This window comes from Paenimyroides ummariense, from assembly GCF_900115115.1.
Lineage (GTDB): Bacteria > Bacteroidota > Bacteroidia > Flavobacteriales > Flavobacteriaceae > Flavobacterium > Flavobacterium ummariense.
Map to the genome: position 1 here is coordinate 13,823 of NZ_FOVI01000013.1, position 24,013 is coordinate 37,835.

Consider the following 24,013-nt stretch of genomic DNA (forward strand, 5'->3'; position numbering starts at 1 on the left):
AGATAAGCTGTTTTTAGAATTTCTCGATAAATTTATTCAAAACTATTTATCTAAATAAAATTTGGTAGTTTACAAATAGTAAAGTTGCAGTTATTAAAGATCATTAATGCACTTTTCTGAATTAGTCAACACTTAATCTGACAGTTACAATAAAATTGAATAACAAAAGTATCTATAATCATTCCCGGTAAAACCAGAAGGGTACCTGCAAGTACATTTTCTAGTCCTATTAGTTTGAATTTCTTGAAAGTGAAAATCGAAATTAATGATAAAGCAGGTATTACCGCCAAATACAAAATACTTAGTATAGTGGGTGAATCTGTTATAAAGAATAATTGCCCTGCAAAACGAAAAGCCAAAGTTGCTAAAAACCAGATTAAAAATCCTATACCAAGAATCGGTAACATATATGATGTGCTTTTATTGTTCATTTTTTTAATTTTTAAATCAAATATTATTTTAAATCAAACATGCCTCTTTTTTATATTACTATAAAGTTTGTTAGTTAATAGAAGATTATAACATTTTGTCGTCTCATTTTGGCTAATAAAATATACTAGATAGTTAAAGATATAAATCAGTTGGTGTGTATCTGTTTTAATGCAATACGGTTTCCTTCGCTGTCTTCAATTTCAGCAACGGTAAAGCCATACTCACTGTTAACGGTTTTAGGATACAGAATTGTTGCTCCTAATATTGAAGCTTTTGCTAAAACTTCATCAATATCATCGGTATTAAAATAAAGTATGGCTCCCTTGTGTGAAGGTTGGTAAACATCTCCTTTCGCTAAAGCTCCAGTAATGCCATGTGCACTTTCATCCAACGGAAAAAAAGCCATCTCGTAACCATCCAGAATTTCAAACTCAAAAGTAAAACCGAATAAGACTTTGTAAAATGCAATTGCGCGCTTCATATCGGTAACCGGCAGTTCAAAATAGGCAACTGCATTTGGTTTTATAGATTTTTTCATTATAATTAAAGCATTATCTGATAGATTCTCGATTCTTCCTCCCATGGGTGATATCCTTGCCCGATGTATTCAAAACCGTACTTTTCGTAAAAGCCTGTAAAATCTGTACAAAGATTAAGATACTTAAAGCCATAGTGCTTACTGTCTTTTTTTGCTTGCTCAATCAACAGGCTGCCATAACTCTTTCCGCGATACTGCTCGTCTATAAATAGTGCACATAACCACGGGTAAAGATCCATTCGGCTTATAAAATCATTAGTTATAAGCCCTGCGCAACCAATTATTTCGTCATCTTTTTCCAATAAGTACCATTGTGGTAAAGCCTGTTCAGCATTTATACTGTGGCTTATGCAGTTTTCGTATACTACGGGAGACACCCCCGGCCAACTGTTTTGCAGATATTTAATGGCTTGTTCTTTATATTCGGGATTATTCCTTACAGATATTATATTCATAATTTAATTTTTTATTAATGTGCTTATTGTTTCACGGAGAATTGTATTTTTTTATAAAGTTTATTTTTACGCATTCCCAAATAAGTATGTTTTATTGATAGATGTCTAGATTAAAATTGTTTTTTAAAATTTATTTCAAAAAGCTAATGGTCTATATAAAGAAATATATTTTTCGTATTAACATTGTTTCATTCACAGTCAACCGCCGTTAACACTTCCTGTCCGTCTTCGTTGGGTATCATCTTAAAACCATTGTTCAGCATATCGTTTATGTCTTTCCTTCCGTTAAGATGCCAAAGTATATGCCCGTACTCACAGCGGCTTAAATGTTTCGCATCCAATTCTTCATGCAAAAGTGTTTTTAATTCTTCCCAATATTTTTTAGGCGCATGAACAATCAGTATATAGGGATTAAATTCCTCATCAAGTATTCCCTTATAATATTTTTTTATTCTGCTTAACGATGGAAATCCATACTTGCTGGTCATATCAATAATGCGTTTGGTATTCAGTTCGTCAATTGGCAATAGGTACTCTTTATTGATTCTTTTCGCCAGATCGTCCGATTTGAATTTTTTTAATTTCAAATAAGAACGCATTTCTTCATGCGGAAGTCGTTCAATACTGTCTGTAATAGCTTTGTTGTAAGTTTTAAACAGGGTATATTCCCTTAATGCCTGATCTGTATCATACATAAAGACCAACTCTTCAACTATAAGATCAATGTCTTTTTCAAAGTTTATTTCTTTTTCTTGCTTTGTAATTTGCTGGCAGAAACTCTTTGTGCTCATCAGCAACATTACAGTTAGCAGCATCAATACTTTTTTAGTCATTTATAATTTTGTAAATTTTGCTTTGGGGCATTTACAGTCCCAGCTGTTTAACAATATCTTCCACTTTCTTTTCCGTAGAAGCAAGTTTCTCCTTGCAGAATATAATCAGTTTCGATGCGCGCTCTACCTTATCGGCTAATGCATCTATACCAATGCGGTCGTTTCTTAAATCATCTAGAATCTGTTCTAATTCGTGTTCTGCTTTTTCGTATGTAAGGTCTTCCATGTTGGTGTATCTTCTATTTTAGCGTTAATTGTTCGGTCGTAAAGTTCAATTTCTATAAAGTCACCTTTTTTAAGCGTGGTGGTTGGTTTTATAATTTCGTTTTCTTTTCTTACAAGGGCGTATCCTTTTTTTAATAATACTTCAGGATGGTAAAGGCTCGGATAATGTTCCCACTCTGTTAGTTTGCTGTTCGTTGCTCTAAGCTTCATTTTTGTAAGGTAGGGCAGTTGTTCCGCTTTTTGTTTTAATGGTGTTCTGGCTTCTCTTATTATATAGCTGCTGTATAACTGCAGTTGTTCTGCCTGTTCGTTTTTTAACTGTAAGGCTTGCTGTGCCTTTTTGTTTGGTAACAGGTTCAACTGTTGCACAACCTTGTTTAGTAACGAATGTGCCTCTACCTGCTCTTCGTTTACCAAATTAATAATACGGTTGGAAAGAGTATGCAGGTTTCCGCGTTCTGTACGGGTCTGCGCTTTGCTTAATGCTGCAAATTCCGTAATATGGTGCTTTAGGTCTTTGTTCAGCTGCTGCAGTTTCTGGTCGTAAATGCGTTTAATGTTCAGATAGGCTAGATGTATATTGTTTTCAAATTCAACTGTACGCTCCACTATAAAGGCACCTGCGGCACTGGGTGTTTTTAGGGAGGTATGTGCCGTAAGGTCTGCAATGCTGGTATCGGTTTCATGACCAATACCGGTAATAACGGGTAGGGGGCAGCAGCCTATTGCTTTTGCAAGGTCGTAATCGTTAAACGCCTCGAGGTCAAATTTCGATCCGCCTCCGCGCAGCAGTACTACCGCATCAAAATCACTATAAGATATTTTTGCAAGCTGTTCAGCTATTTCTATGGCAGCGGTATCTCCCTGTACTTTTGCGGGAAAGGTTTTAACGTGGTACGCATAACCGTAGGAATTTTTTTTAAGCTGGTTCAAAAAATCTTCGTACCCCGATGTGTTGGGCGATCCTACAAGTGCTATTCGCTGAATTACTTTAGGCAGTTTGTGTTGTTTGTTTTTCTCTAAAATTCCTTCCTTCAGCAGTTGTTCCAGTATAGCCTTCTTTTTGCGTTCCAATGCACCTAGGTTGTAGTTTATGTCTACTTTGGTAATAACGAATGATAACCCGTAAACGGTATGGAAAACAGCTTTGCAGTAACACATGATTTCGCTTCCCGGCTTAATGATCTGGTTAAAATCAGTTGCCAGCTCTTCTTTCAGATAGGTTGCGGTATAGTTCCATATCTGGGCAGTGCTTTTAGCAAGTATGCTTCCGTCTTTTGTTTCTACCAAATCCAGATAGTAGTGTCCATTACGGTCGCTCTTCACATGCATAAGTTCTGCCTTCATCCAAAAGTACACCTCGTTCATACGTTCTTCAAACACTTGTTTGATGCGGTTCATTATGGTTGACAGGCTATAGCTTTTATCTGAAATCAATGGTAATGTAAAATTTAAATAAAGATATAAAATTTCATTTGCAAATTTTATAATTAACTTTTTGAATCCGATATGTGATTTTTAGATGCTGATTTTCATTAAAATAGCGTAAATTTAAATATAATCTTCATTTTATTGTCTATGGAAAGTGTTTATTCAGAACTGGAAAAGGTTATTTGTCGAAAGGTAGCAGAGTTTGAAATTTTCTTGCTTGAATTTCAGGACAATTTTAATGGTGCTGATTTGAATAAGGTTATAGCCAAGAAAAATGAACTCAAACTGTACTGTACGGAGCATGTAATGAAAAATGTTGTGACAGAAAATGATGATACCGAGGGAAGATTGTTCTATTTAGGCTCTGTAAGATATATGTATGAAAGAACAAAAGAACTTGACATACTGTTTCTTGAATTTTTAGACAAGTTTATCAATCTTCAGGTAAAAGAGGGTGAGGGGTCTATTTTTAAGTAGTCTCTTTACTGTACACAATGATTTTCCCTTCAGGAGTCCTTAGAACCTTGCTCAAGACTTAATCTTTAAAAATATCATAAAAATAAGAGGTTGAAGTACGAAACTTGCAACCTCTTATTAACCAAAAAAAACACTTATGAGGTACAAAGATAATAATTTATATGCACGCATATGTTTTTTTTATTTTTTTTTTAGTGCTACTTTACACTATTCAAATTAACCTATTTTACAGGGGAGGCATCTCAAACTAAATCTAATTGAAGTTAGTTATACGAATAAGTCAAAACTATATTTATGCTTTTCTTCTGATTTAAAATTACCTGTTTTAAATGATTCTACTTCTACTTTTCCGTTTTTGTCAATGGTCATAATTCGTATCATTGGGTTTTGGACCGTTTCGTCCGGAACTTTAGTTCGTTCCAAGGCTGGGATATGAAGATAATGTATATTGTCAATTTTTTTTGAATGTTTGGTTCTGTCCATATCCATATGTAAATCGCCCGAAACAACAGCCACTAAGTTCGCCTGAGAAAGAACTTTAGATTTAAAAACGGCGTTGTCAATACCTTTGTCTGCGCTTTCTTCATACACGCCTTTTTGTGCACTGTGAACAATTAAGATCACAGGTTTGGGTGCTAGTCTTTCGATCTGTTTAGCGATCCTCGATGCTCCTTTATTATTAAAATCACGACCAAAGTCAGGAGAAGCCAAAACAAAAGCAACTTTTTCGTGATTCAATATATTGTTGGGTGATTTAAGATTGGGGTTCCATTGCTTTGCGAATTCCATGTAGCGTTCAACACTGCTTCCGTGCTCTTCATTTCCCATAATAGTGTAGAAGGGCGCAGTTAACTTTTTCAGCACTTTTGTCGCTTCTACATACTGTAGTTCTGTACCTTTATGGGCAACATCTCCGATCCCGATTACAAAATCTACAGCATCAGATTCTTTCATTTGGTTGATTTGTTCTACGGCTGTATTGGTATGTGGAAATTCAGCACATGGTTTGGGCTCTAGGTCTCCAATAAAAGCTACACGTAGTAAGTGATTGTCAGTTGTCTTTCTGTTCTCAATATGGTGTTCTATCCAACCATAGGACTGAACGGTATTCGAAGATTTTGATGGTGAAAATTTACAGCTTTGAACTGTAATGGTTAAAAGCAGTGCAAATGAAAAAAAACGGAATTTCATATTATTGTAATAATTTAATTTGAAGTGAGAATTTATTATCAATAATAGTTTTAAAGCCGTATGTAGTTTTAAGTTTGTGTTATCAATTAGTAGAAACTTCCAGTTTTTTTATTCTTTTAAAAGCATAGTCCAGTGCTTTCGATGCTGATACCTTTACATGTGGTTTCACACCATGACGGCTTTCTGTCCTAGCTCCAACATTGTAATCTTTCGAAGTAGATACATTGAGCTGTAATTTTGAATGAGGAAGCACTATCTGGATTGTTTCTCCGGCCGATACTACAGAACCTCCGGTTTCTTCACCTATTGTGGTTCCTACTTTATAATACTTGCAGGCATTGGCAAAATCGGCAGCCGAAGAAAATGTCTGGCCGCTTATTAATATTAATACGTTTCCATTAAACCTTTGCTCTAATTTTTTGGGGAATGTCAATGAGTTCGATTTATCGGTAGTTTCAACTGTTCCTGATTTTTTCTCCAGAATATTTTGCCTGTATTTATCTTCAGCATCAGTTAGGTTTTTTGTAAAGTGTTTTTGTGTATCGCTATACTTCGTTAATGTCTTTTCGTATTGTGTAAAGGGCTCTGAAATCAGGTAACTCAAAAGTTCGTCTCCAAGCTGTGAATTCCCACCACCATTTTCACGCAGGTCTATGACAAGATTTTTTATGTTGTTCTTCTTAATTGTTGAAAAAAAATCATTTAAAAATGTTTTAAAACTTTTCAAACCTGAAAAACTGTTAAGTGTTAATACGGCGCAATTTTTATCTTCTTTTAGTATATAACTGAAATTTTCAAATTTTCTTGCTTGTTGAGTTACGTTTTTTGTCTGGGATTTCTTTAAAATTTTAATTGTAAGTTCGTGTGATCTTCTATGTCAATACTTAACTCATCGTTTTTAGTTAGCAGTACGTTGAAGTAGTCGTTGAAGTAATACTAGCTTAAAGCGATGCTGCTTCGTGTATTTTCTGCACTTGTATACCGTCCAAAAAGTTTAATTATTTTACTGGAATTCTTGTGGTCTATTTTCCTTATACTTTTTCCAATGACAGATTTTCGAACATCGTTCCCGTAACCATTCGAAATTGATTTAATATAAAGAGAATTTTCTTGCAATTCCACTTTAAAGGGGAATTCCTTGTAGTCCGTATCATAAATATAGTCCGATATGTTTAATTCTGTATGCCCGTCTCGCAACTTGGCAATGACAGGTTGGAAAGCTGTATAAAAATCAATGGAGGTGACCGCACTTTTTTTTGAAATTCGTCGTTCTGCACGCTTTAAGAGTTTTTGAAACTTTTTTTCTGAAATACCGCTGTAGGGGTTAACGCTGGCATCTTCAATAGTGTGCTTAATATATGCTAAGGTCCTCTTTCACTTCAAGATTAGAAATAGATCCTAAATTTTGACTGTAAACAGTCGTCGCAAAAAATAAGAGGATATATAGGATTGGTTTCATGATGTACTTTGATACTTTTTAAAATCAACTGAGAAGTTGAAACTAAGAATGTTTTGTTTGCCTTGCAGTGTTTACAAAAAGCTGATGTTGTCCGTGTGTTTGCCGATAATATAAATTAATTTCATTTTTTTACCGCTATATCTGGCTCCATCTTCACCTCATAGCTGGTAGTCTCAAGTGTCATATCTCAAGACAACCGCTTTTAACCGCATTCTAAAAATTCTTTTTCCCATGCAGAAAATTGTTATTGGGTTATACTGTGCTTTCTGCACAACTCTTCTACAGAAGTTTCTATACGCAAAGCTTCCATTACAATTAAGATCTTTTGTTCGGCTGTAAAAATACGTCATGTGTTTTTACGAATGTCTTTTACAAAATTCTCTGCTAATTTCTTTTTTGGTGTTGCCATAATTAAAGTTACATTTTTTTATGAAAACACTCCTTTAGCTTTTCTTACAAAATGGCTACTTTTTGCTGAGGATTTACAAAGCTTTTAGGTTTTACAATAACTCTTTTAGGAAATCTATTTGTAACGGTGAGTTTCGGTGTCGAAGGTGAGTTAACCGAAATATTCTGTTAGTATGAATCTATCTTAGAGTATATATAGGGAAATCGGTTCGATACCGGGACTCACCGCATTTGAAAAGGAGCTATTTAGCTCCTTTTTGTTTTCTTTTGTATAAAAACTATCTTCACCTAGTTGCATTTACATTATCAGTTAAAATCAAAAGCACTTTTGTTAGGCTTTATTACTGGCTAAGATAAAAAATATTAGTATGCGATAAACTGGCAATTAGAATGGTTCGCTGACTGAAGTTTAATTTTGCTCTTTTTAACCAAATTCGTTTTCTCATTACTCTTGTTTTGTTCCAAACCGTAGGATAGGGAAGTGTAAATTTCTAACTTAGAGTTTATCTTATTGAAATGCAAACTGTTATAATTGTGTTAAATGCTCCTATTTTTATTAAATAAAGTTTTTTAATAACGTATATTGTTCATAATTAATCATTTAAACATTTTTTATATGCAAAAAGTACCATTGACACAAGAAGGTGTTGAACTAAAAAGACGAGAATTAGAAGCGCTTCCTGAAGCTGAATTTAGAAATCAATTGAAAGAAATCCAATTCAATTTTAGAGAGTGGGGTCTTGAAAATTTTAAATTAAATGAAGACCAAGTAGCCTATTTTAAGGAAATGCCTCAAGAAATAGTTGACCAACAAGGATTGGGAATTGCGATAGGGTTTGATTACAAGTTAGAAATCAGGTTGACTACTCCTGAAACCTATAACGCTCCTTTGGCATCAAAGCGTAGAACCAAGGTTATTGCAGAAGGTAGCGGAACTTGGACACCAGGCGAACCTGTCCACGTCAATAAATACTACATTGGCGTAAGTTATACAATACCGTTTTAATTTAAATTAATTTTTATATAAAAAAGTGTTTCATTATGTTTTATGGAACACTTTTTCTAATTTTATTACTATGAAGAAGTTATTTGTTTTATTATTGATCTTTTGCTATATAAACTTAAAAGCTCAGAACGCTAGTGAGTTGATTTATTCAGGCAAGCTGTCCGCTACAGAAAAAAGTACAGATATTCCTGCTGTTTTTACAGAAGATGGTTGGATTTTTATCAAAGGTAGTATTGATGGCGAAGAGGGGCTGTTTTTGTATGATACAGGAGCAATGATTACTGTTTTGTCAAAGGAAATTGCAAGTACTGAGGAAAGTGAAAATAAAATTTCATTAGAAGATCCTACAGGTAAAACATCTGATAGTAACCTGATCTTAAAGAATATCCGTTTTAATGATTTTAATTTTGAAAATATAGTCTGTACAATAGCAGATCTATCTTCTTTTCAAAATCAATCTTGTAGGAAAATAGACGGTATTATTGGCGGTAATTTATTAAAGTTGGCAAATTGGAAGGTAGAACCTTCTATAGGTAAAGTGTCTTCTTCAAAAGAACCTTTCATTCCGGCCTTTAGTAGTTCCGGAACTGATATCGGATACTATAATAAGCTTTTACCTTTAATAGAAATTTCTTTGGATAATAAAAAGCAGTGGGTGCTAATAGATACAGGCAGTACTTCGTATTTCGAGCTTAACAATGATTTTATAAAAAGCAGCAAGTTCAAAAAGCAAAAAAAAATTACGGGAGAAGGTATAAGTATAACCATAAATGGACAGGATAGGCGAACAACAGAGTTGCTTTATGTAGATGAATTCACTTTACAGGGAATATCGTTTAAAAACCTGCCTACCTTAATATCAAAAAATAAACCTATTATAGGTTCAAAATTTTTTAATGGATTTACTACAATCTTTAATTTTTCGGAGAATAAGTTATACTTAGATTCACAAAAAAAATCAGTGGTATTCAATTCTTTGAAAAATTTCGATATGAATTTCTGCCTCAATGAAAAGAATCAGTTGTCAGTCTGTTTTCTGTGGGATAAATCTAATTCAGGAATCAAATATGGAGACCAGATAATTAAGATTAATGGCAAATCAATAGATGTTTTAAATCACGATGATTACTGTAAGATAAAGGACAATATTTTGAAGCAAGATAATATCGATGTAACAGTTAAATCAGATGGAAAGGAAGTAAGTTTCAATTTGACTAAAAAAGTCAGATAGACTTTTAACACATTAACAATCTGTCAGCTAAAATTTTTAAATTTAAAACCTAAAATCATAAAGTATTTTTTTTTATTACCATCTTACTTTTCCAAATATCGTATTCTCAATCGCAACAAAATGATTTAACAGTGACGACCGATGCAGTGGCGATTTATAAAAATATGGTGAAGTCGGTTAGTTTTAGTTCTTTATCATATTGTTAATTTAAATTTAATAGTATATATCTCTCTCTTAAAGTAAAATATCACTCGCGCTAAATATCATCTTTATTTTAGAAAATTAAATACTGTAACAACAAAATATTATATTTTTTTGTTAATTAATAGTTAATTATTTAAGGTTATGTGATTGATTATTAGCATATTGTGTTGATAACTTTAAATTATGTATATTTATGAAAAAAATTTTTCTAATTTTTATTGCTGGTATTATGGGTACGTCTTGCAATAACGATGACACAAAGGAAAAAAATGATTCACTAGAAGGTAATTTGGTGAATAAGACAGCTGCAACTCCATCAATTGGAGAATTGCATAATCAAGGCTTAGAGAGTATGTACTCAAATTTATGAAGTATTCCAGATTTGAATTCGACAAATATCCACGACTATTCAAAGAGCATCTGAAGCTATAGTTTTTAACCAGTTGCGGGGTAGTTTTAGGAGCTTCTGCTGCTGCAGTAATTATTGATTTAATTGTTAAATAAATAGCTATGAATTATATATTATTAACTTTCATTTCTTTTTTATCTAGTTTTAGTGCTCAAGCACAGAATATAGAAATACTGAGTTCAGATAATACTGAATTTAAGGTTAAGCTGACTGATGGTAAAAATATGTCTGTTCCAATTGAGAGATATAGAATTACAGGAGATGATATATCATTACATGACTATTTTGTTTATAGAAATGGAGATAAGATTGGAAAGTATAATCAACGGAGATTAAAACTGGAGAATGGTGAAAAATTTAAATTTCGCATCCAAGGCAACGAAGTAATCCTTACAGATAATAATCGAAATGTTGTAACAGGTGAACTTATCTTCGACGAAAAATACAATTACCTTAAAACCATTAAAATAACTGATAATAAATCTGCTGATAAACAAATTGCAGAATCGTGGTTAGTATTGAAGGTAGTACATCATCTACAGCCCGATCAAAATAATAATGATTTTATACATGGTTTGATAATAGGCACAGCTATTGGTAATTAGCCAGCATAAATTATTTTTTATGTTTAAAACTTAGAAATTTAAATATTAGTTAAACGGTTGTAAAATGTATTTTAGCAACCGTTTTACTTTTTATAGCGTGATAGAAGATCCTAGATTGAATGTAAAAGCATGATTTTTCTAAATTTAGAAACCTTTCTATTATCATAGTTTTAAGAGCTCTTTTTGTTCTTTCGTCCAGTTCCAAGACTCATTAATGTCCAGATTCAGAAGAAAAACTTTAATGTTACTTCCATAGTTTTGTTTGATATAGGAGTAATTTCCAAAAGATTCTTTGTTGCTGTTTTTTGCTGCAAAGCCAGCCCAGGTTATAAATATAGTAAATTCATGACTTTTTAAATCTTTATTTTCTTCTATAAAAGCGAGACGTTCAATAAAAGTTTCTAGTGTCTGCTCTTCACTAATTTTGAATAGCTTTTCATCAAGTGTTCTTATCAGAGATCCACATTCGTCCTTGCTCATTCCCTCATTTATTAAATATCCCTGTTTATTGTAGATAAAATAATCTGGGACAATCAATTTTCTATTATTGAAATTAATGAAACTCTTAAGATATTTGAGGTATGCCAAATCTTCTTTAGCATATTTTACTTTTTGTTTAGTTAAATCTGAGAATTTTTTATCATAGGGTAAAAATCACTAAGCTTGTCACCTAATTTTAATAATCCTTCTTCAGCAGCTTTCAACACTAAGACGGCAGTGTAGGTTTTAGTTAACGAAGCAATTCGGATTTTTGTATTTTCATCTATTTCTTTTTTTATATTAGCATCAGCGTATCCCAAAGACTTTGAATAAATAATGCGTTCATTATGAGAAACTGCTACACTTCCCATCACTTTTCTATTTTGAAAAAGATGTTCCATATAGTTGTCTAATCTATTTTGCGCTAAACAACAGGTACTTGATAGCAAAACAAGTGGCAGGATAAGATTTTTCATTTTTATGGATATTAGTGTTTTGTAATTTAGAAGTTGCCAGGAATTCAAGTGAAACTTTCAGTTAAAGTAAGATCATTTACTATAAAGTTAAATTTTATACGTAACCTTTCCGCTCCTTGGTCATTCTTTTAATAGAATCTTACTTCATTTCTTCGATTGGTATTTGATTTTTGGAGTTTCTTATCAAGATAGCGTAATCAATATAATCAGTTGTAGCTTTTCCTTTCAGTACGCTGCTGTTGCTCCTTTTTAAAAATAGTTTAACTGTCTTAAGGTCTGTTCCCGAATTATACGGAGAATTTTCCTCATTCAATTTATATAAGGTAATATCAGAGAGTTTTGTTTTCTTTAGATTTTTTATGCCTTTAAAATACTCTCTCCAATAATCGCCAATTCCATAACCTTTTTCAACTGTATACGTTTTGTAGTTTTTCTGTTTGTCATATATTTTATCCCAAAGAACTTCGCTCTTAGTTAAATATCCGATTACAGTAATTACCTTGTCTCGTTTATAAACATTTTGTTCTATCAGCCTTGTGAAAAAGGAAGGGTAGTTCTGTTCACGTTCTTTTTCCAAGTGAAAAAATCCGTACTTGGCGAATTGTTTTCTTGTTTCAAGGTGATAAATGTCTTTGAGATAAATATAGTTATCTACAATTATTTTTTCTCTATCCCTGCTTTCTTCAAAGTTGTAGTTAATGTTTTTAAGAATGTGATTGAAGCTTACAGTATCTTTAATTTTATAAACATAAAGATTTTTATTCATGTTATAATCCGTAATAAGGTTTTTTAATAACTGGGTAGTTTCCTTATTACTGATGCTGAAATCAAAATTTTTTTCTGATAATTTTGCTCTTAATTCTTCTTTCAATTTCCAATTTTCAATATTTTCCGTTAAGTACAAAATATGCTTTATCGGAAAATAGTATTCGTTAACAACATCAAAGCCTATTACTTTTATCGGATTGTCTTTATGTGATTCATTAAGTAATCTCAAGCTTTTCCAATGCTCAAAAGTTTCAATTGTTCCTTCTTGATTTACAATTGTCTGGAAAGCTAAAACCAGTTTTTTTAAAAGCTCTTCGTCTGCTGTTTCCAAGTATTTTTGAAAAAAAAATGCCTGACTGAAGCTTGTTTCTGGAATGTAGTAATCCAATGCATTTTGCTTTTTTAGGCTCTTAATCAATTGCAGTTCGGCATCATAAGTTTTTGCACTTCCGTGATATGCTCCAAACCCAATGATATTAAAGTCTGTTTGCGGAAATTTAAAGTCAGATTTTTCAACATCCAATCTATTTTGTTTCAGATAAGCTTTTTTACTTTGTGGATATACTGATAGTGAAATTGCTATGATAAAAATTGTAATTATATTTTTCATATTAAGTTTCTAATTCATTATAACTCTATAATAGCCATCTTGTTTGGTTGATAATGTATTTTCAATAGTTACGTCGTCAATTATATAACCGCTGCAGTTATTTTTTATTTTTGATGATCTAATGCTGAAATTAAATGATTTTACCGAATCTAGAATTAGGTAAACAGTATAATTCCTGGTTCCATCGAACCAGCCTACATTTTCAAGTAGGGCTTTATTATCTTCCGTTATCTGTACATTAATTCTTAAACTGCTACCATTACCTAGGTCTTGCTGAATAACAATTTCACCATTTGTTAATAGCCCGCTTGCTATTAAATTATCTCCATCAGCATTTACAAATTCAAAAACGATAGGTTGGGGTGGTGTAAAGCAGTTTTCTTCTTCACAGCTAAATAGGCTTAGTGCTAATAGAATTGTTGTAAAGATTATAAGTGTTTTTTTCAATTTGTCTATTTTTTTGTGTTATGTATTTACAGTTTTTTAATTAGGTATTATAGTTGTAGCATTAATGAAATCAAGCTTTTTGAATGTATTGGATAATTTTTTGTCAAGTTTTGTTTTATCGTCCGTGAACGAAACTAAACCTTTGTTAAAATGCCATGTGCCTAAATAATTTAGCGAGTTTTCAGTAATTGTAAAAGTATATTTTATAAGATCTTTTTCTGTCAGCTCTCCCGATTTAATTTTTTCTTCGAAATCTTTAGTTGCATCAATGTTCTTATAAATGGGTTCGGTAAACATTTGTCCTCCGTACCATTTACTTTCTGTCCACCAATAATTTAGAATAGCGTATTCTCCTGGTTCTATTACATAGCAAAAACTATTTTCCTTTGCGGTTTTAAAAATTGGCTTTACCCTAAAAGTAGAAATCTCATTAGATTCAAGATTTATTATCCTGATATCCTGCGAAAAACCACCACTGCTAAAACCAAGTCTTTGTATAAAATTTCCATATATCACGGCTTGTCCTTCTGGAACTGTATCATTTGCACTAATATTGTTTAGTGACTTCATACTTTGTGAGTAAACCGAAACGCTAAAGAAAAGTGAGATTATAAATAGTAGATTTTTTTTCATAATTTTTTGTGGTAATTATCCTATATGATTTGACTGTATCAGTTATAAGTAGCAAAAATATGTACTATTCAAGAAGTTTTAATAATGTACATCATTGTTTTTTAACTATTGACACATTACTTTTTTTCAACTTATTGTAATAGCTTTTTGATTTCTGTCATTATCGATGCACAAGATTTTGTGTAAAGTTACATTTTATTGTGATGGCAGTTCTTTTACCTACTTTCACGATAAATTTGCCATCATTTCTTTCTTTTTTCTTGTAAATCCCTTAACTCTAATTCTTTAATAAAATACGAAGGAGTTAGTTCTGTTTCTGCTTTAAATTGGTTGGTTAATGTCTTAGCGTTTGAAAAACCGTACATTTCGGCAAGCTCTGTAATGGTAAGCTTACGAATTTCCGGCTGATCTGTTAAATCTTTAAGCAGGTCGTTAATACGTAATTTGTTTATGTAGCTGTTGAAATTACCTTTATGTTCGTTTATAAGGGCTGATAAGGTGTTTCGATTGGTACCGAAATCTTTAGCCAGATCATCTAGTTTTACGGTAGTTAAAAAAACTTTTTCTTTCTCAAAACGTTCCAACTCTCGCAAAAGTCTTTTCTCGGTTGCCTTTAAAGCGACACTTTTATTGTCTTGAATGGATGCCTCTTTTGTAGCGAATATTTCAGGCTGGTTCTCTGTACCTTCTTTTAAATTTATTTCTTCTTCTAAATTGACTTTTTGTTTATTAGCATCTTGTAAAACCGTTTCAGGTTTTCTTTCAGATTGAATTTTTTGTAATAGACCTTCAAATTTTGTTTTAAACTTTTTCTTCTCCTTGTCTTGCCAATAAGAGTAGGCGGTAAGTACCAGTAAACCGGCACCTAAAATGCTTAACCAGAAGCCGTAAGTCTTTTTACTGCTTTTTAATTGTTTGTGCAGTCGCACCCGTTCTTTTACCAGTTTTTTTGTATCCAGTTCGGCGTGTAATGTCTTGGTTATATTATGCTGCTCTTTTTCAAACTGACGGTTTAAGGCAATTAAGCTTTCAGTAACCTGTAATTGTAATTGGGGCTGTTTAGTTTCTTTGTAATAGGAAATAAGGTATTCGTATGTTTCACGCAGTTCATAATTTAAAAACTTCTTTTCCTGAAAAAGCTGGTCTACTTTATTAAAATAAGTTACCGCTGTAGCTTTTTTATTTTGGTTCCAAACAATTTTACCTAAATAAAGGTAAATAACATGTTCGTTGGTAAAATCACCGTTTTTTTGTATTATAGTTAAGGCAGACTCAAAATAATCTTTAGCGCTTGCATAATCACTTTCTAAAAAAGCTAAACCGCCTTTAATATAATTTAAGTAGGCAGTTTCAAATATTTGGTGTTTAGGCTGTAAAAGTTTAATGGCATCTTCGCTTTCGCTAATAGTTTCTTTCAAGTGCTGAACATCTTCCAGCTGCCAGTATGTTTTACCTAAACTATATAAAGCTATAACGTAACTTCGTCTATGGTTTTCATCCTTAAAGGTTTTATGGTATTCTTTTGCTTGAGTAAAATAGCTTAATGCCTTTTCGTAACTACGGGTATGGTAATAAATATTGCCGATATCAATTCGTACAGCATTAAGATTATATAGGTTATTTGTTTTTTCATTAAAGCTTTCTGATTCAATAGCATATTCTAAAGCTTTTTCAAAAACTCTATGTTCATAATAAAATACTGTATTAAGATTTAAAAAATCGCCGGCTAAACTGTCGTTCTTTAACTCACTAACTAAAGGCTGCATTTTTTGCAGTAATACCACAGCATCATTAAACGGAACCAGGTACGATTTTTTTTCCAAGGCGCGGTATGCTTCCAATCCATTTTTTTCAATCTGTGCTTTACGGTAATAAACCTCTAAATATTGAAGTTTGTTTTCTTTAGAAACGCTATCATTTCGTATTATACTCCACAATTTTTCATATGAATCAGTAGTCGTTTGGGCAAAAGAACCTATGGGTAACGGAAAAATCGTCAATAATAGAGTAATAAGTAAAATCTTTTTAAATGAAATCATCAATAACAAGCATTCTTTTCAATACAAAAATACAAAAAAAACATTATTTAATAATTAGATTTAAAGTGCTGATATTAAAGTTTATAATGTGTTTTTAAATTACTTATTTTCCCTTTACTTGATGATTTTTCTGTTCCTAAATTATCTCTTGTCTTAAATCGTGATAATTTTTCCGTTCGGTTTTTTCCGGGCGTGCCATCTTTGCACCGAAACAAAAACGCTACCCGGGCAGCACTATAAAAAATCCGAAACAATGAAAAAATTTTTTTTAGCGGCTGTAGCAATTTCAGCTTTATGTAGTTCGTGTGAAACTACTGACGATACTTTACTAAGCGAAACAAATTATAAATCATTAAACGCGCAAAAGACCAAAGGTTTAACTAATACCGATTACGAAACCTACAGAAATGTTGTTGAGAATTTTGTTTATAATAGTGATCAAAGTTATATAGATAATGTAGTAAGTTTTGAAAAACATGTGAATCGAACTTTAAAAAGTGACACACAGGCAAATACCTATGAATCAATTAACCTGGAACAATTAAAAATGTTACTTGAAAAACATGAAAATATTATTGATGAATTACATTATTCTGCAGAGTTTAAGGAGTATTTATATCATATTGTACATAAAAATAATGTAGTTGACTTTCAATTAAAAGATGAAAAAGAAAATCGTTTAATGTATACATTGTTTAAAGTGCATAACGATAATAAAGGTAATGGTAATGATGATAAATTAAATAAAAGAAGAACAATTGCCTTTGCTTACGGTAACCAATACAGCTTTAAGCAGGCTGTATTGTATGCAGGGGCAATAGAATTAAAAACTAAAATCAATTAAAAGATTAAAAACCTGAGGATGAAGTCTAAAGTCTGCGGATTCATGAAGCAGTGTATGTGGGGAGCGAAGCTAAATTAGCAGTTACACCTTTAATAATAACCAAAACCATATAGAAATTTGTTTCGGAGACCGGTAGTCGCGAATGTCGGTTTTGCGAAACAAATTAGAAGCCGATTGCAGCGGGATACCTGTAAAACTATTTTTAACAGCAGTCTTATAAATTATAAAAAAACTGTAAAGAAATTATTTTAAAATGAGAGAATTAAAAATTTTACTTTAGGAATTTTAGGAGCAACTATTTTATCACTAGGTTTGTATGCCTGTAGTAATGACAATGAAACTACGGCAGCAAATTCTTCGGTAGAGCAGAAAGCAAGTGCTGCTAAAGGTTATAAATTTGTTAATATGAAATTACCTGTGAAAATGCGTTCTTATGATTCTGAATTCGATTTAATCGTAGAGAATGTAATTTATAAAGGTGCAGATAATAAAGAAACCGAAGGACAAATTAGGTTTAAAATACCTCACAATGACTTTAAGATTGTAAGCATGGAATTTTCAGAAAATTTGCTCGAAGCTGGAAAAATTAATCCAGATTTTTTTATAGAAAATTCAGAAAGTTTATTAAAAGCTTATGGAGATCCTGAAGACGATAAAGATAAACCCGCTGATCCATGTTGTCCTCCAACGCACGGACAGAGAATAAAAGAATGTTATGAAATGAAAAAAGGAGAAGGTAGAGGCTGGTGTGTTGCTGGAGAATTTATATCAACTATCGGTCATGCCTTCAAGGGGCTGTTCAAAAGATAAAAAAATTAAATTTATAGGCAGAAGTGATTAGACTTCTGTCTATTCTAAATCTTTAAAAGATGAAGCAAACGATTATTTTATTATTTCTATTTTTATCATGTTATGTTAACGCTCAAGGAATGTTGACCAAATTTGGTATCTACGCTGCAAACAAATCATTTGCTATTAGTTATTATGAGAAACAAGGTAGAGAAGTTGCTACCATTCCAATGATTCATGTAAACAAACCGGCATTCTACGAAATGACCAAACGAAAAATAGACAGTTTGCGCAATGATGGATTTGTAGTATTTTACGAAGGAATCAATTCTGATGTAACAGATTCACTACAATTAGATACTTTAATGCGAAAATTCCGACATGTAACCGGTTTTGCACTTATGGATTATATGGATAGCGAAAATGAAGCTTTTAAATCATTGCAAAATAAGAAATATGTTTCACAGAGCGATGTTGATTATGGTGTAAACTTAGACACAGACCATCACGCAGATCTGTATTTAGAACAGATGATAGAAATGTTCGAAAAGCGTTACGGAAAAATTGTACTTAACAATTGTGATTATAAAACATCTTTAGGTAAGAAATACAAGTGTACTAAGATTGATGAAAATAAAGAATATTATATTTTAAACGGTATTAGAGACCAGCACGTTCTCAACAAGATAGAACAATCAGATGCGCAAAAAATTCTAGTTGTTTTTGGGCGTAATCATATAAAAGATATTTACAGTAAAATTCAAAGCAAGGGGTGGCGTTTTCAAAAGGAAAAGTTTAAACGTGTTTTAGATTTCTAGTAATTTCATTGTTTTATATTGATTTTAAATAGTATAACCCTCTATCTAAAATTGTAACACTGTCAGATATCTTTAGTGACTCGGAAACGTTCTTAAAAGCAACAATAACGAATTATTTTTAAAAATTATGAAAAATGTAACATATTTTATTCTAGCTTTAAGCATTCTATCATTAATGTCATGTGATACCGAGGGAAAAGATCTAAGAAAATACTACAAAAATCAAAATCATTCGGAAGAATTGAAAGGTTGGTGGAGAAAAATAGATAGAGAGTTAGAACAGGGTTGCGCTTCAAAAATTTTATTTGAAAATTATAAAGCTATATTCCATAGTTACAATAATCATACGAATAAATACGATTCATTACAATTATTGGTATAATGATGATACAAAAATATATTTTTTAACAGAACCAGATGGTATAAGCAAACCAGATAAAAGAAGTGTTAATTACATTTTAAATAATTCAAAAGATAAACTACAGTTATTTGCTCAATATCCGCCATACATTTTTGTAAAATATACGGGTATATAATAAAGCTGCCATTGGCAGCTTTAAAAATTAAAAAAAATGAAAACAAAAATTACATTATTTATTACTTTAATTATTAGCTTGTTTGCAAATGCTCAGCCTTTTTATACGTTCAACAAGCTTAACAGTACATACGCTGATTTGGTAAACCCTATCAGCATTAATAACAGCAAGCCTTGGCAAAAACATAATGTAAACAATGCTCTGTATTGGGATTATACCTTGCCATTTAACTTTAATATAAACGGCATCAATTATAAATTCATAACGTTCGATGGTGCTAATATTTCGTTACTTAGTATGAGCGCAAGCGAAGTGGAGCTTTACGGTACAGGTATTCACATTGCCGATAAAAGTGCTGCTAATGCCACAACTTCAGTTTCGCCCATAGGTTATAAAATTGATGGATCTACAGGAAATCGTATTTTTAAAATGCAGTTTAAAAATGCAGGTTCTTCTGTTGAAAGAAACTTTTATTCAGGAAACACCTATTATCTAAATGTTCAAATTTGGTTGTATGAAAGCTCAAATGTTATTGAATACCGTATCGGTGATCATAATTTAATCACCTACAATTATCCAAATGATGAGCCTTATACCAATTTTGGTTTGGGTGGTGAGCCATCTTCAGGGGCTTTTGTGTGTATGTTGTATAACAATGCACAAAATCCTTTGTTGGGAGAGTATACAGATTCAAGTCAGGTGACGCTTGATAATTATGGGTTTACAGGATATCCGGTAAGTGGCACTGTTTTTCGTTTTGCTCCCGCAGCAAATGCAGGTATTAGTGATAATTTGTTCGATACCGTTAAAGTGTATCCTAACCCAACTGCCGATTTCTTGTTTTTTGATCATCTGGCTGAAGCAAAAGAATATAAGATTTATAGTATAACTGGTAATGTTGTGAAAAAAGGAGCTATAAGCGTAGATCATAATAAAATTAGCGTATCCGAAATTCCTGCAGCAGTTTATCTTTTACAAATAGATCAATCAACCTTTAAGTTTGTGAAAAAATAATAGGTGGTCTTTTAAATACTGCTATCAATAAAGAAGGTAGTTTTAGATAAATTTCCAGTAACCTTTTGGTACTGGTAAATATACCTTTGGCATATTTTTATAGATATTTATACTTTGAACAGTTATTCAACAGGTACTTTCGGTTTTAACTTTCAACCTTTAAGGGTTCAATATTTATTATATTCGTACTTTGCTTGATAAGCTGGATAGAACGGATAAAGTGAAGCACTCGCAGCGGATGAAAGTGAGCATAGTAAAGCAAGTGCTCAAAATCGATTCATCTGAGTATAAATTTAATAATTATTTTTTAATTTTTTGCGCATAGATTCCCCTTTAATATCTATCCTATGTGCAGTGTGTACAAGGCGATCCAAAATAGCATCTGCTATAGTTTGTTCTCCAATAATATCATGCCATGCTTCAACCGGTAATTGCGAGGCTATGATAGTACTGTGTTTACCATGCCTGTCTTCTATAATTTCCATAAAAGAGTTCCTGTTGATCGTGTCCAAAGCTTTAAGCCCAAAGTCATCTAAGATCAGCAGATCTTGTTTTTCCAGTTTATTGATTTGTTTTAAATAGGAACCATCTGCTTTTGATGTTTTTAGCATTGTAAACAGTTTATTGGTGTTAAAATACATCACTTTGTACCCCAATGAGCAAGCTTGATGACCAATTGCAGACGCCATATAACTTTTCCCTGCACCGGTACTCCCGGTAATAAGTATATTTTGTTTTTGGGCTATAAAATTGCAACTGGAGAAGCGTTGTATTTGATTTTTACCTAAAGACCTTGAGGCATCATAATCGATAGCTTCTATTACGGCGCTGTACCTAAAATGTGCCGCTTGCGTTAATCGTTCTATCTTTTGATTTTGCCGGTCATCCCATTCACTCTGAAGAAGGTATGCAATTAGCTCATCATTGGTGTAGAGGTTTGTGTTCTGTGGTGATAAACTCCCCTCAAAAGCTCTATACATTCCGTATAACCTTAGCTGTTTCATGTGTTCTAATGTCTGTGTATTCATTGTTTATTTAAGTTTTAATTTATTTATAATAATTACTGCCTCTTATATTGCCGTGGCGGGGTATATCGGGTTGTTCTTCAAGCTCTTCATCTAAAGTATCCCATCCGTTTTTAAGAATGCGTTCTATAATATTGTAATTATGGGCTCCGTATTCCAATGCGCGTTTACAGGCATTTTCCAATCGTATATTGTCTACTTTTTTGGCAAGATGTAATGCTCTTCTTATGTAATTTACATTAATATTGGAATTTATCTGTGAAAAGCTATTAATTTTATTTTTTGTGATTTCACCCGTTTCTTTGTTTTTTGATCTGAAAGCGAAGGGCGACTGCTGAGTAAAATTTATGTTAAATTGTAGAGATATTCCAAAGCGATCTGCCTGAAAAGCTGATACCTGACTAGAAGTAACTTTATCAACTAAATCATCAGTAGTTTGCGAGTAAATATTTCCGAAAATTGCAAAAGCTGAGAGCAATTATTTTTTTTTTCATGGTTTTAAGTTATGCTTTACGATACAATAAAAAAGTTTAGTAAAAGAATGCAAAGAAATTGTATTTTGCAGATGAGGAAATAGTTTCTATATGAATAGCTCATTTTTCTATACAAAACATGGCTTTTGTATTTTTTTCCTATTATCAAGCTATTAGTATAATTGAATAAACTGCGGTAATTTTGAATCTTAAAGTTTTTAATAAATTACTATACTTATCTAGATATTTAAAAGAAGGTTTTAATTTTAGTATAGAAAAAAGTATGTCTAGTATAGTTTTTTATTGTTGAAGGTATATTTGATGTTAATTTGTAAAATTAATTTAATGCTAAGATAGCAATGAGGGAGAATTTTAATCTCATTTTCAAAGAGGAACAAATAAAGGAAGATTCATTATTGAGACTTCTTATCGACAAGAAATTTAGATTGTTAAGGCATCTTATCAGCTTTTTATGCCTACTGTCTTTAATGCTTTCCGGAAAAAACTGGGGAGAATTTTATGGCATTTATGATCATTTAGATTGGATCTCAAGCGTGTTATTTATGTTGCTGGTTTTTTATGTAAATATGTATATTTTAATACCAACATTTTTATATAATTCAAAAGCATTGATCTATTTGCTGAATTTATTTTTAATAATTTTAGCAGGATCAATCATTCTACTTTTCTTTAAATCGTATGTTCTTGAAAACCACAGACTAATTCAAAATCTGAATTTTAAAAATTCGATTCAGGAAATATTTTTGGTGACGTTTTTTCTGATACCAATTTTTTTATTTTCCAGCGGATTAAAATTATTTCAACATTGGATGTATGATACAGAAAAGTTTTATGAGTTGAAGAAAAAATCCATTGAAAGCGAACTGATTGCTTTGAGAAGTCAAATTCAACCTCATTTTCTGTTCAATATGCTAAATAACATAAACATTCTTACTAGAAAAGATCCTGAAAAAGCGTCATTTATTATAGTTAAACTCTCAGAATTTTTAAGATATCTTTTATATGAAAATAGTGAAGAGAAAGTTACTATTGTTTCAGAAATTAAGTTCATACATAATTATCTTAGTCTGGAAAAAATGAGAAGAGATGATTTCGAATACGTGATTGATTCAGGGGAAGAAAATATAAAGCATTTAAATATACCGCCACATTTAATTTTAATATTAATAGAGAATGCAATCAAGCATAGTGCAGATACTACAGATGAATCTTATGTAGATGTTGTTTTTACATTGGAGGCTGAATATTTGAAGATTCGTGTCACAAATTCGGTTCCTTTGTTGAGAATGGCTTCTGACAGTCAGCATGGAGTTGGGCTTACCAATCTACAAAGAAGACTTGAACTGATTTACAAAGATTCATTTACTTTGAATGCTAGTAGAAATAAAGACGAATATATAGCAATTTTAAAAATACCTGTATGAACTGTATAGTTATAGATGATGAGCCAGTAGCAAGAATGGGGATGGAAGATTTGATTACCAACTCACCTCCTTTGGTTCTTTTAAAGTCATTTAGAAGTGCGATCGGTGTTGATGAGTTTTTAAAAAATCATCAGGTAGATATTGTTTTTCTAGATATTGAAATGCCAGATTTAAATGGGATTGAATTTGCAGAAAGTGTTCCCGGTAATGTATTGGTGATCTTCACCACAGCGTACTCACAGTATGCAATTGACAGTTATAATTTAGACGCCTTGGATTATCTGGTTAAGCCTATATCACAAAAACGTTTTGATATTAGCATTTCCAAAGCGTCATCTTATCTGTCTTTAATGAAAAAAGAAAAGTATATTGTGGAAAATGCTATGGAGGATTATATAATTGTCCGTGCAGATAAACGTTTCCATAAGATTTATTTTGATGATATAATTTATATCGAAGCACTAAAGGATTATGTTATAATTAATATAATTAAAGACGATCGCCATATCACTTGGATGAACTTAAAAAATATATACAGTAAGCTCCCTTCAAATAAGTTTTCCCGGATAAATAGAAGTTATATAGTGAATAATAAATATGTAACCTCATTTAACAACTTTAGTGTTTGGATAGATGATTTGGAAATAAATCTAGGTAAAAATTACCGGGAGGATTTTTTTAGAAATTATAATTTTTAAATTTTTCCAGAAGA

29 protein-coding genes are annotated in these 24,013 nt (G+C 31.9%); 12 read left to right on the forward strand and 17 right to left on the reverse strand.

What is annotated here, in order from left to right; genetic code table 11:
- Window positions 1-125 precede the first annotated feature (125 nt).
- The 6 genes from BM253_RS10380 to xseA form a co-directional block, all read right to left on the reverse strand.
- Entirely contained in the window at window positions 126-431 is a 306-nt protein-coding gene (locus BM253_RS10380) for a DUF5367 family protein (protein ID WP_177205763.1), read from the reverse strand.
- A 146-nt stretch (window positions 432-577) separates the two neighbouring features.
- The gene (locus tag BM253_RS10385; RefSeq protein ID WP_091523669.1) at window positions 578-970 is read right to left on the reverse strand and encodes a VOC family protein; all 393 of its coding nucleotides are present in this window, start codon (window positions 968-970) and stop codon (window positions 578-580) included.
- A gap of 5 nt (window positions 971-975) precedes the next feature.
- Window positions 976-1,425: a GNAT family N-acetyltransferase gene (locus BM253_RS10390; protein WP_091523478.1), complete on the reverse strand. Its 450-nt coding sequence runs from the start codon at window positions 1,423-1,425 to the stop codon at window positions 976-978.
- A 188-nt stretch (window positions 1,426-1,613) separates the two neighbouring features.
- Window positions 1,614-2,258 (reverse strand): hypothetical protein, encoded by a 645-nt coding sequence (locus tag BM253_RS10395; protein WP_218154370.1) that lies wholly within the window; start codon window positions 2,256-2,258, stop codon window positions 1,614-1,616.
- A 31-nt stretch (window positions 2,259-2,289) separates the two neighbouring features.
- A complete protein-coding gene (xseB, locus tag BM253_RS10400; protein ID WP_091523481.1) occupies window positions 2,290-2,484 on the reverse strand; it encodes an exodeoxyribonuclease VII small subunit in 195 nt (64 codons plus the stop codon).
- The gene (gene xseA / locus BM253_RS10405) at window positions 2,445-3,920 is read right to left on the reverse strand and encodes an exodeoxyribonuclease VII large subunit (RefSeq protein WP_262487582.1); all 1,476 of its coding nucleotides are present in this window, start codon (window positions 3,918-3,920) and stop codon (window positions 2,445-2,447) included. The genes xseB and xseA overlap by 40 nt, the downstream gene beginning before the upstream one ends.
- Window positions 3,921-4,061: 141 nt before the next feature.
- Between xseA and BM253_RS10410 the strand changes: the two genes are divergently transcribed.
- On the forward strand, window positions 4,062-4,391 hold the full coding sequence (locus BM253_RS10410; protein WP_091523490.1) for a hypothetical protein: 330 nt from the start codon (window positions 4,062-4,064) through the stop codon (window positions 4,389-4,391).
- 267 nt (window positions 4,392-4,658) lie between these two features.
- Here BM253_RS10410 and BM253_RS10415 read toward each other — a convergent pair whose 3' ends face one another.
- From BM253_RS10415 to BM253_RS17695, 3 genes are all read right to left on the reverse strand, one after another.
- Window positions 4,659-5,582 carry a metallophosphoesterase family protein gene (locus BM253_RS10415; RefSeq protein WP_091523493.1) on the reverse strand — a complete coding sequence of 308 codons (924 nt, stop codon included), beginning with the start codon at window positions 5,580-5,582 and terminating at the stop codon, window positions 4,659-4,661.
- A gap of 82 nt (window positions 5,583-5,664) precedes the next feature.
- Window positions 5,665-6,435, reverse strand: a complete 771-nt coding sequence (locus tag BM253_RS10420; protein WP_091523497.1) for a S41 family peptidase — start codon at window positions 6,433-6,435, stop codon at window positions 5,665-5,667.
- 850 nt (window positions 6,436-7,285) lie between these two features.
- The gene (locus tag BM253_RS17695; RefSeq protein WP_397334417.1) at window positions 7,286-7,384 is read right to left on the reverse strand and encodes a transposase; all 99 of its coding nucleotides are present in this window, start codon (window positions 7,382-7,384) and stop codon (window positions 7,286-7,288) included.
- A 681-nt stretch (window positions 7,385-8,065) separates the two neighbouring features.
- On the opposite strand from BM253_RS17695, the gene BM253_RS10425 reads away from it, so the two are divergent.
- The 4 genes from BM253_RS10425 (at window position 8,066) to BM253_RS10435 (ending at window position 10,904) form a co-directional block, all read left to right on the forward strand.
- Window positions 8,066-8,455 carry a hypothetical protein gene (locus BM253_RS10425; protein ID WP_091523500.1) on the forward strand — a complete coding sequence of 130 codons (390 nt, stop codon included), beginning with the start codon at window positions 8,066-8,068 and terminating at the stop codon, window positions 8,453-8,455.
- 70 nt (window positions 8,456-8,525) lie between these two features.
- Window positions 8,526-9,686, forward strand: coding sequence for an aspartyl protease family protein (locus BM253_RS10430; RefSeq protein ID WP_091523504.1), 1,161 nt, complete (start codon window positions 8,526-8,528; stop codon window positions 9,684-9,686).
- Between the two features lie 397 nt (window positions 9,687-10,083).
- Complete coding sequence (locus tag BM253_RS17330; protein ID WP_177205765.1) at window positions 10,084-10,260, forward strand: hypothetical protein; 177 nt, start codon at window positions 10,084-10,086, stop codon at window positions 10,258-10,260.
- Window positions 10,261-10,400: 140 nt separating this feature from the next.
- Window positions 10,401-10,904 (forward strand): hypothetical protein, encoded by a 504-nt coding sequence (locus BM253_RS10435; protein WP_091523507.1) that lies wholly within the window; start codon window positions 10,401-10,403, stop codon window positions 10,902-10,904.
- A 162-nt stretch (window positions 10,905-11,066) separates the two neighbouring features.
- Here the strand turns inward: BM253_RS10435 and BM253_RS10440 are convergent, their stop codons facing one another.
- The 6 genes from BM253_RS10440 to BM253_RS10465 form a co-directional block, all read right to left on the reverse strand.
- Window positions 11,067-11,384, reverse strand: a complete 318-nt coding sequence (locus tag BM253_RS10440) for a hypothetical protein (protein WP_143095618.1) — start codon at window positions 11,382-11,384, stop codon at window positions 11,067-11,069.
- 140 nt (window positions 11,385-11,524) lie between these two features.
- Window positions 11,525-11,860 (reverse strand): serine hydrolase domain-containing protein, encoded by a 336-nt coding sequence (locus BM253_RS10445; RefSeq protein WP_091523514.1) that lies wholly within the window; start codon window positions 11,858-11,860, stop codon window positions 11,525-11,527.
- Between the two features lie 139 nt (window positions 11,861-11,999).
- On the reverse strand, window positions 12,000-13,238 hold the full coding sequence (locus BM253_RS10450; protein WP_091523517.1) for a TraB/GumN family protein: 1,239 nt from the start codon (window positions 13,236-13,238) through the stop codon (window positions 12,000-12,002).
- A gap of 9 nt (window positions 13,239-13,247) precedes the next feature.
- Window positions 13,248-13,685 (reverse strand): hypothetical protein, encoded by a 438-nt coding sequence (locus BM253_RS10455; RefSeq protein WP_091523521.1) that lies wholly within the window; start codon window positions 13,683-13,685, stop codon window positions 13,248-13,250.
- Between the two features lie 36 nt (window positions 13,686-13,721).
- The gene (locus BM253_RS10460; RefSeq protein WP_091523524.1) at window positions 13,722-14,318 is read right to left on the reverse strand and encodes a hypothetical protein; all 597 of its coding nucleotides are present in this window, start codon (window positions 14,316-14,318) and stop codon (window positions 13,722-13,724) included.
- A gap of 242 nt (window positions 14,319-14,560) precedes the next feature.
- Window positions 14,561-16,255 carry a helix-turn-helix domain-containing protein gene (locus BM253_RS10465; protein ID WP_177205766.1) on the reverse strand — a complete coding sequence of 565 codons (1,695 nt, stop codon included), beginning with the start codon at window positions 16,253-16,255 and terminating at the stop codon, window positions 14,561-14,563.
- Between the two features lie 355 nt (window positions 16,256-16,610).
- On the opposite strand from BM253_RS10465, the gene BM253_RS10470 reads away from it, so the two are divergent.
- The 5 genes from BM253_RS10470 (at window position 16,611) to BM253_RS10490 (ending at window position 20,358) form a co-directional block, all read left to right on the forward strand.
- The gene (locus tag BM253_RS10470) at window positions 16,611-17,201 is read left to right on the forward strand and encodes a hypothetical protein (protein ID WP_143095619.1); all 591 of its coding nucleotides are present in this window, start codon (window positions 16,611-16,613) and stop codon (window positions 17,199-17,201) included.
- Window positions 17,202-17,606: 405 nt separating this feature from the next.
- Complete coding sequence (locus BM253_RS10475) at window positions 17,607-18,011, forward strand: hypothetical protein (RefSeq protein WP_143095620.1); 405 nt, start codon at window positions 17,607-17,609, stop codon at window positions 18,009-18,011.
- A 59-nt stretch (window positions 18,012-18,070) separates the two neighbouring features.
- Complete coding sequence (locus tag BM253_RS10480) at window positions 18,071-18,808, forward strand: hypothetical protein (RefSeq protein ID WP_143095621.1); 738 nt, start codon at window positions 18,071-18,073, stop codon at window positions 18,806-18,808.
- Window positions 18,809-18,935: 127 nt separating this feature from the next.
- Window positions 18,936-19,190, forward strand: a complete 255-nt coding sequence (locus tag BM253_RS10485; protein WP_143095622.1) for a hypothetical protein — start codon at window positions 18,936-18,938, stop codon at window positions 19,188-19,190.
- A gap of 190 nt (window positions 19,191-19,380) precedes the next feature.
- A complete protein-coding gene (locus tag BM253_RS10490) occupies window positions 19,381-20,358 on the forward strand; it encodes a T9SS type A sorting domain-containing protein (protein ID WP_091523544.1) in 978 nt (325 codons plus the stop codon).
- Window positions 20,359-20,651: 293 nt separating this feature from the next.
- Here BM253_RS10490 and istB read toward each other — a convergent pair whose 3' ends face one another.
- Together istB and BM253_RS17505 are read right to left on the reverse strand one after the other, a co-directional pair.
- Entirely contained in the window at window positions 20,652-21,386 is a 735-nt protein-coding gene (gene istB, locus BM253_RS10495) for an IS21-like element helper ATPase IstB (protein WP_091523548.1), read from the reverse strand.
- Between the two features lie 19 nt (window positions 21,387-21,405).
- Entirely contained in the window at window positions 21,406-21,861 is a 456-nt protein-coding gene (locus tag BM253_RS17505; RefSeq protein ID WP_245758487.1) for a hypothetical protein, read from the reverse strand.
- 354 nt (window positions 21,862-22,215) lie between these two features.
- Here BM253_RS17505 and BM253_RS10505 point away from each other — a divergent pair, with 354 nt between their 5' ends.
- Window positions 22,216-23,301, forward strand: a complete 1,086-nt coding sequence (locus tag BM253_RS10505) for a sensor histidine kinase (protein ID WP_091523551.1) — start codon at window positions 22,216-22,218, stop codon at window positions 23,299-23,301.
- The gene (locus BM253_RS10510) at window positions 23,298-23,999 is read left to right on the forward strand and encodes a LytR/AlgR family response regulator transcription factor (protein WP_091523554.1); all 702 of its coding nucleotides are present in this window, start codon (window positions 23,298-23,300) and stop codon (window positions 23,997-23,999) included. The genes BM253_RS10505 and BM253_RS10510 overlap by 4 nt, the downstream gene beginning before the upstream one ends.
- The last annotated feature ends 14 nt before the right edge of the window (window positions 24,000-24,013 follow it).